The sequence below is a fragment of the Devosia equisanguinis genome (assembly GCF_900631955.1).
GTDB lineage: Bacteria > Pseudomonadota > Alphaproteobacteria > Rhizobiales > Devosiaceae > Devosia > Devosia equisanguinis.
In genome coordinates this window covers 1-7,342 of record NZ_UZWD01000074.1, presented here as the reverse complement: position 1 = coordinate 7,342, position 7,342 = coordinate 1, and the positions used below count along the sequence as shown (strand labels likewise).

General features: G+C 62.8%; 10 protein-coding genes. 9 read left to right on the top strand and 1 reads right to left on the bottom strand.

Annotation, left to right across the window (positions count from 1 at the left end; genetic code table 11):
• Positions 1–233 precede the first annotated feature (233 nt).
• From nrdR to nusB, 3 genes are all read left to right on the top strand, one after another.
• Positions 234–701, top strand: a complete 468-nt coding sequence (gene nrdR / locus DEVEQU_RS19655) for a transcriptional regulator NrdR (protein ID WP_126152311.1) — start codon at positions 234–236, stop codon at positions 699–701.
• 115 nt (positions 702–816) lie between these two features.
• The gene (locus DEVEQU_RS19650; protein ID WP_126152310.1) at positions 817–1,290 is read left to right on the top strand and encodes a 6,7-dimethyl-8-ribityllumazine synthase; all 474 of its coding nucleotides are present in this window, start codon (positions 817–819) and stop codon (positions 1,288–1,290) included.
• Positions 1,291–1,782: a transcription antitermination factor NusB gene (gene nusB / locus DEVEQU_RS19645; protein WP_126152309.1), complete on the top strand. Its 492-nt coding sequence runs from the start codon at positions 1,291–1,293 to the stop codon at positions 1,780–1,782.
• A gap of 234 nt (positions 1,783–2,016) precedes the next feature.
• Here nusB and DEVEQU_RS19640 read toward each other — a convergent pair whose 3' ends face one another.
• Entirely contained in the window at positions 2,017–2,454 is a 438-nt protein-coding gene (locus DEVEQU_RS19640) for an outer membrane protein assembly factor BamE (RefSeq protein ID WP_126152308.1), read from the bottom strand.
• Positions 2,455–2,620: 166 nt separating this feature from the next.
• Here DEVEQU_RS19640 and DEVEQU_RS19635 point away from each other — a divergent pair, with 166 nt between their 5' ends.
• From DEVEQU_RS19635 to DEVEQU_RS19610, 6 genes are all read left to right on the top strand, one after another.
• Positions 2,621–3,148 carry a ubiquinol-cytochrome C chaperone family protein gene (locus DEVEQU_RS19635; RefSeq protein ID WP_126152307.1) on the top strand — a complete coding sequence of 176 codons (528 nt, stop codon included), beginning with the start codon at positions 2,621–2,623 and terminating at the stop codon, positions 3,146–3,148.
• Complete coding sequence (locus DEVEQU_RS19630; protein ID WP_126152306.1) at positions 3,145–3,693, top strand: YceD family protein; 549 nt, start codon at positions 3,145–3,147, stop codon at positions 3,691–3,693. The genes DEVEQU_RS19635 and DEVEQU_RS19630 overlap by 4 nt, the downstream gene beginning before the upstream one ends.
• A gap of 83 nt (positions 3,694–3,776) precedes the next feature.
• Positions 3,777–4,847 (top strand): phosphate acyltransferase PlsX, encoded by a 1,071-nt coding sequence (gene plsX / locus DEVEQU_RS19625; RefSeq protein WP_126152305.1) that lies wholly within the window; start codon positions 3,777–3,779, stop codon positions 4,845–4,847.
• Positions 4,844–5,821 carry a beta-ketoacyl-ACP synthase III gene (locus tag DEVEQU_RS19620; protein ID WP_164550493.1) on the top strand — a complete coding sequence of 326 codons (978 nt, stop codon included), beginning with the start codon at positions 4,844–4,846 and terminating at the stop codon, positions 5,819–5,821. Before plsX ends, DEVEQU_RS19620 begins: the two co-directional genes overlap by 4 nt.
• Positions 5,822–6,051: 230 nt before the next feature.
• Positions 6,052–6,363 carry an integration host factor subunit alpha gene (locus tag DEVEQU_RS19615; RefSeq protein ID WP_126152304.1) on the top strand — a complete coding sequence of 104 codons (312 nt, stop codon included), beginning with the start codon at positions 6,052–6,054 and terminating at the stop codon, positions 6,361–6,363.
• A gap of 27 nt (positions 6,364–6,390) precedes the next feature.
• Positions 6,391–6,846, top strand: coding sequence for a MerR family transcriptional regulator (locus DEVEQU_RS19610; RefSeq protein ID WP_126152303.1), 456 nt, complete (start codon positions 6,391–6,393; stop codon positions 6,844–6,846).
• Positions 6,847–7,342 lie beyond the last annotated feature (496 nt).

Below are 7,342 nucleotides of genomic sequence, written 5' to 3'. Positions count from 1 at the left end.
TCACTGAACCACCCCCCACCCCGGCCCTCCCCCTCAAGGGGGGAGGGGGCGATGAATCGAAGCTCAACCGCTAAAAGCAAATACGGCCTCATTTAAACCGCCCCGCATCTCACGGCATAAGCCCCTGTTTTGCGCTCGAAAAATCCCGGTGAACGGGGGATGACAGCGCCCGAAATCCGCGCAATCCTGCGCCCCGACTCAGCCGATGCCGCTCACAAGGGAGCAACCAACTCATGCGCTGCCCCTATTGTGGCAATGACGACACCCAGGTGAAGGACAGCCGTCCCACCGAAGATTCCGGCGCCATTCGCCGCCGCCGCGTCTGCAATGGCTGCGGCGGACGCTTCACCACCTTCGAGCGCGTGCAATTGCGTGACCTCACGGTGGTGAAAAAGACCGGCCGCAAGGTGCCGTTCGATCGCGAAAAACTGGCCCGCTCCATCAATACCGCTTTGCGCAAGCGCTCCGTCGATCCCGAGCGGGTCGAGCGCATGATCTCGGGCATTGTCCGCCAGCTCGAAAGCCTGGGCGATGTCGAGGTCACCTCCGACCAGATCGGCGAATATGTCATGGAAGGCCTCAAGGGCCTCGACGACGTGGCCTTCGTGCGATTTGCCAGCGTTTACAAGAACTTCTCTGCCGCCGACGACTTCCGTTCCTTTCTGGCCGAACTGGCGCAGGACAAGGATGTCGAGGAGTGACGGCGTCGCGCCGGTCTCCTGTTCAAGATAATCTGCATTTGCCGGCCAGCCTCACCTGCCGGTTTATCTTCGCTTGCGCTATGATTGGCGCCCAGGCAGGGCAGGGAGGTTGATCATGGACTCTTATGGCGAGCGGTTTGCCATCGCGCCGGGTTCGGCTGACGGGCAGCATTTTCTCATTGTCGAGGGGCGGGCCTATCCGGCCATTGCCGATGAGATGAGGCGCGGGGCCATCGCCGCGCTCGAAGCGGCTGGCGCAACCCACGAGACAATTGCCGTTCCCTCCGCTATGGAGGTGCCGATGGCCCTGGCCATGGCGCTGGAAGTCGGCGACCATGACGGCTATGTCGCCCTTGGCTGCGTCATGCGCGGCCAGACCAATCATTACTCAGCCGTGGCCGGAGAGAGCATCCGCGCCCTGGTTGAGCTTGCCATGGTCGATGCCTTGCCCCTGGGCATTGGCATCCTCACCGTGGAAACCGAAGCGCAGGCCCGGATCCGGGCCAATGTGAACGATCAGGATCGGGGAGGGGATGCGGCCCGCGCCGCGCTCGCCCTGGCTGCCATAAAGATGAAATTGAACGCCTGAATGACCGACTATCCCAAACGCGATCCCCAGACCAAGCGCGCCGCCAATCAGCGCGGCGCTGCCCGCCTCGCCGCCGTACAGGCGCTGTATCAGATGGATGTGGGGCGCGCGACGCTCGAGGATACGCTGGCCCAGTTCGGCGCCTTCCACCTCGGCCGCGAGATCGAGGGCGAACAGTATCTGCCGGCCGATGCCGATTTCTTCCGCCAGATCGTCAGTGGCGTTGCCAAGCACCAGCTGCAGATCGATCCCGCCGTCGATGAGGCACTGGCTGAAGGCTGGCCCATGGAACGCGTCGATGCCACCCTGCGCGCCATCCTGCGCGCCGCCGCCTTCGAGCTGCTGCGCCGCAAGGATATCCCCGCCAAGGTGGTGATTACCGAATATGTCGACGTCGCCCGCGCCTTCTACGAAGACGACGCCAGCGGCCTCGTCAACGCCGCCCTCGACTCCATCGCCCGCCGCGCCGGCGTCGACATGGACGCCAACTAGCCACTTCCCCACCGCTTCTACATGAGAAGTGTTCGCCGCCCACCGCCCCCGGGATTAAGTCCGAGGGCGGAACAGTGGCCTCGCCCACATCTCACCCAGAACGCGATGCAACTCCTCCCCCTCCTATAGGGGGAGGCCGGGTGGGGGTGCGCGCCCCACGCACAAAAACCCCCAAAAACAAAAACGCCCCGCTCGGAAGAGCAGGGCGCCTGAAATTCGTCAATCCAGATCGAATCAGAACGACTGCAGGATCTGGTCGATGAAGGTGCGATCTTCGCCGAAGGACTGGGTGCGACGGCTTTCGATGGTGACGACCTTGCCGTCGGCCAGCGAATAAACGGCCTTGTCGACCACCTTCTTGCTCTTGTCGAAATAGATGGCGAGCACCGTGCGTTCCTTGACCATGGTCAGGCCGAACGAGGTCTGCTCGACCTTGGTCTCGACATAGTACCAGGCCGACTGATCGCCGAAAGTGTTGGTGGACTGGGGCGAACCGAGCACCAGGGTCACCAATTGCTGGCTCTGGCCCGGACGAATCTGCGCCATGGCCGCATCGGAGATTTCATAGCCCTGTGTGCGCTTGGAGATCAGCGACGTGCTGCTGGAGCAGCCGGCGAGTGCAACGGCCAAGACGGCAGCGGCAACGGAGGCTTTGGCAATACGCAGGTGCATGAATTTGACTTTCCCGATGGCTCTCGACTATAGGCGTGACAACTAGGCGCGTGCCCACTGGCCGCCGGAATGTGTAGCTGTCAACGCGGCTGTCTGGCAAGCTGGCAATGAACCGGCATCCTCAACCAGCCTGTGTTTGACCGATACTGCTGCGGAGCGCAATCCCATGATTTTCTCCCTGTTCCGCAAGGACGCCGCTACGGAACCCGTTTATTCCGCCTACAATTCCATTGTGGCGCAATCCCGGCAGCCCAAATTCTATGCTGAATGGAATGTGCCAGATAGCGTCACCGGCCGCTTCGACATGATCAGCCTGCATATGGCTCTGGTCTTCCGCCGCCTCCGCACCGGCCCGAAATCTGCCAAGGATTTCAGTCAGGCGGTGTTTGATCTGTTCTTCAAGGACATGGATCGTTCGCTGCGGGAAATGGGTGCCGGCGATCTCGGCGTACCCAAGAAGATCCAGAAGATGGGCAACCTCTTCTTCGGCCTGCTCGCCGCCATCAACGAGGCCATGGATCGCAATGACGACGACGCGCTGGCTGGCGTGTTGTCGCGCAATATCTTCGACGGCAAGGACAGCCCCGATGTGCGGGCGCTGGTGGCCTATGTGAAGGCGCTGGACGACAAGCTCGCCGGTCAGTCGCTGGATGATCTCACCGCCGGCAGGATCGATTTCGAGGGTGTATTGTGAGCCAGTCCGCCCCCCTGTTCGACGCCATCGTCCGCATCGATCGGCTGCCCGCCGGCGGCCGATCGGTGGACGTCAATGCCGACGAGAAGACCTGCGCCGCCATTGCCGAGGCGATGAACATCCTGGGTGTCGAGCGCTTCAAGGCCCATCTCAGCGTCACGCCTCTGCGCGGCGGTCTACGTGCCCAGGGCCGGATCGAAGCGCGTGTCATTCAGGCCTCCGTGGTCACCTTCGAGCCGGTTCCCGAGGACATTGCCGAGGACGTCGATCGCGTCTTCCTGCCGGCGCCGCGCGGCGCCCAGGCGCCGACACCCGGCTCGGAAGTCTTCATCGATCTCGACGACGAGGATTTTCCCGACCATATCGACGGTCCCGAGGTTGACCTCAGCACGCTGTTGCTGGAAACCCTCGCTTTGGCCCTCGATCCCTATCCGCGGCGCGAGGGCGAGTCGCTGTCCGAACTCGAGGATCTCCTCGATGAGCCTGAGGCGGGCCCCTTCGCCAAGCTGGCCAAACTCAAGTCGGACAAGGGCGACAAGGACTGAGGCGTCTCGCTACGGGGGTTGCACCGACCCCCTGATGGGATATGTTTGCATGCCCGCCCAGGTGGGCCGAAAAACAGGCTGAAATGACCGACGCAATAACGATTTCCGTGGACGCCATGGGTGGCGACAACGCCCCGCGCGCCGTGATCCACGGGGCCTACCTCGCCCTGCGGGAACGCAAGCAGACACGCTTCATCTTTCATGGGCGCAAGGAACAGATCGAGCCTTTGCTCGAGGAATTTCCGGCACTCAAGCCTGTGTCGACGGTCAATCACTGCGATACCGTCATCGCCATGGACGAAAAGCCCAGCCAGGCTTTGCGCAAGGGCAAGAACGTCTCGTCGATGTGGATGGCCATCCAGGCGGTCAAGGACGGGCACGCCGATGTCGCCATTTCCGGCGGCAATACCGGTGCGCTGATGGCTATGGCCACCTTCTGCCTCCGCCCCATGGAAGGCATTTCCCGCCCGGGCATTGCCGCCATCTGGCCGACCTTGCGCAGCGACATCATCGTGCTCGACATGGGCGCCACCATCGGCGCCGATGCGCGCCAACTGGTCGATTACGCCATTCTCGGCTCGGCGCTCGCGCGGGCGCTGTTTGATTCGGATTCACCCACGGTCGGCCTGCTCAATGTCGGCACCGAGGAGGTGAAGGGGCTCGATTACATCAAGGAAGCCGGCAAGATCCTGCAGCAGGCCAGCGGCGCCGGCTTTACCTATCACGGCTTCGTCGAGGGCGACGATATCGGCAAGGGCACTGTCGACGTGGTGGTGACCGAAGGCTTTGTCGGCAATATCGCCCTCAAGACCGCCGAGGGCACCGCCCGCCAGGTCGGCACCTATCTCCGCAACGCCCTCAAGGCCAATCTCATGAGCAAGATCGGGGCGCTGTTCGCCTCGTCCGCGCTCAATGCCCTGCGCCGCAAGATGGACCCGCGCACCGTCAATGGCGGCGTGTTCATGGGCCTCAACGGCATCGTCATCAAGTCCCATGGCGGCACCGACGAGATCGGCTACAAGAGCGCTCTGGGCCTTGCCTACGAAATGGCGCGCAGCCGCCTGATCGACAAGATCGGTGACAGCATGCAGCACTTTCCCATCCACACAGCGGCCCCCAGCGCGGCGCCCGAGACCGAGGCCAAATCGGCGTGACCAGAACCCGTTCCGTTATCCGTGGTGTCGGCAGCTATCTGCCGGCGAACGTCGTCAGCAATGCGGAACTCGCCAAGACGGTCGATACGTCCGACGAGTGGATTCAGCAACGCGTCGGCATCAAGCAGCGCCACATCGCCGCCGAGGGTGAGTTCACCTCCGATCTGGCCGTTGCTGCTGGTCGCGCCGCTCTTGAGAATGCCGGTCTCACCCCCGACGACATTGACCTGATCATCGTCGCCACCACCACCCCGGATTACACTTTCCCCGCCGCCGCCACGCTTGTGCAGATGAAGCTGGGCATGTCCCATGGCTTCGCCTTCGACATCCAGGCTGTGTGCTCCGGCTTCGTCTATGCCGTCACCACCGCCGACAGCTACATCAAGAACGGCCTCGCCAATCGCGTGCTGGTCATTGGCGCCGAAACCTTCTCGCGCCTGCTCGACTGGACCGACCGCACCACCTGCGTGCTGTTCGGAGATGGTGCCGGCGCCGTGGTGCTGGAACGCGTCGAGCTGGCCGAGGGCGAGCCGGAACGCGGCATCATCGCCTCGGCCCTGCGCTCGGACGGCAAGCACTGGGACAAGCTCTATGTCGATGGCGGTCCCTCCACCACCGGCACCACCGGCCATGTGCACATGCAGGGCCCCGAGGTCTTCCGCCACGCCGTCGGCAAGATCACCGACGTGGTCTATTCGGCACTGGAAAAATCCGGTCACACCGTCGCCGATCTCGACTGGTTTGTGCCGCACCAGGCCAATCGCCGCATCATCGAAGGGGCAGGGGCCAAGCTCGGCCTGCCGCCCGAAAAGGTGGTGATGACGGTCGAGCAGCACGCTAATACCTCCGCCGCCTCAGTGCCGCTGGCGCTGAGCGTCGCAGTCGCCGACGGCCGCATCAAGCCCGGCGACCTGGTCATGCTCGAGGCCATGGGTGGCGGCTTCACCTGGGGCGCGTCGCTCATTCGCTGGTAGACGTAACTCAGCGCATTGACCTCAAGCCTTTCAAGGCGTTAGTGTTTCTCCGGGTGGAGGAGCCCGACGCTGGAACCGGGGGCGATGGGGTCAGACGGTGGCGTCGACAGGGAAGGATTCCCGAACGAAACGGCTCGGCTCGTGGGGAGTCGTGCCCGCTGCAAGGCATTGCTGAAATATCGATGCCCTGCCGGCCGGGAATTGTGACCTTGGACTGCACGGGGGTTTGAATGGCTCAGAAGACGATTACACGCGCCGATCTGGCGGAGGCCGTCTATGGCACCGTTGGCCTGTCCCGCACCGAATCGGCGGAACTGGTCGAGCGCGTTCTGGAACTGATTACCGATGCGCTGGTAACTGGCGCCAATGTGAAACTTTCCTCTTTCGGCTCCTTCCAGGTCCGCTCCAAGAACGAGCGCATCGGCCGCAATCCCAAGACGGGCGAGGAAGTCCCGATCCTGCCGCGGCAGGTTCTTGTGTTCAAACCGAGCAACGTGTTGAAGTCCAAGATTAACAAGTCTATGGTCGACGCTGGAAAGTAAGGCTTTCTTGCGTAAAGGAACCCCGGTTTGGACAAGTCGCCCGACGCCTTCCGAACCATCTCAGAAGCAGCTGAGGAACTCGATCTTCCTCAGCACGTCTTGCGATTCTGGGAGACGCGTTTCCCCACCATCAAGCCGCTGAAGCGCGGCGGTGGCCGGCGCTACTACCGGCCCGAGGACGTGATGCTGCTGCGCGGCATCCGCCATCTGCTTTACGATCAGGGTTTTACCATTAAGGGCGTGCAGAAGATCCTCAAGGATCAGGGCCCGCGCTATGTCATTGCCGTGGGCGAGGGCAAGGGGCTGGACGAAATCCTGCCGCTGATCGAACAGGCCGAAGCCGCCAGCGACGAAGCCGAAGTCGAAGAAGCGCTGATGACAGCCAGCCCGGCGCTGGACGACGAATCGCGCAACCAGCTCTCCGATGTGCTGCGCGAACTGCTCGAGTGCAAACGCATCCTCGAACGCGCCCGCGAACACTGACGCCGCCGCAAACGCGCCCTTGCGGCTCCCACCTTATCGCCGCGCTATCCCCCAGCCCCACCCACCGGCCGTCACCCTCGGGCGAAGACCCGAGGGCTTTGCCCTTCTTGCACCGTCGCCAGGTGCAGCTTCTAGAGCGTTTCGCGTTCTGGTTGATGCGGCTCCTGCTCTCCCTCCCCTTCTACAGGGGAGGGTAGGTGGGGGTGCTGAAGGTTCAGCAAACGCCCATGAACGAACGGGTTCCTGGATGGTTCAGCACCCCCTCATTCCATTCGAGCAGAGCTCGAACGGCCTTCTGACCTAAAATCCCTCCACTGGAGCGATTTTGCCTCCGGCACGGGTCGAAGGCCCTCAAGAGGGAGGGAGTTCGGGCTGCGTGTTTGGCAATATTTCACCTGGCACTCGATGCGGCTCCTCCCTCTTCTTCAGGGGGAGGTTGGGTGGGGGTGTGCAGCACGCTCAAGCCCATATTCGATAGCCCTGCCCTTGCGGGGAG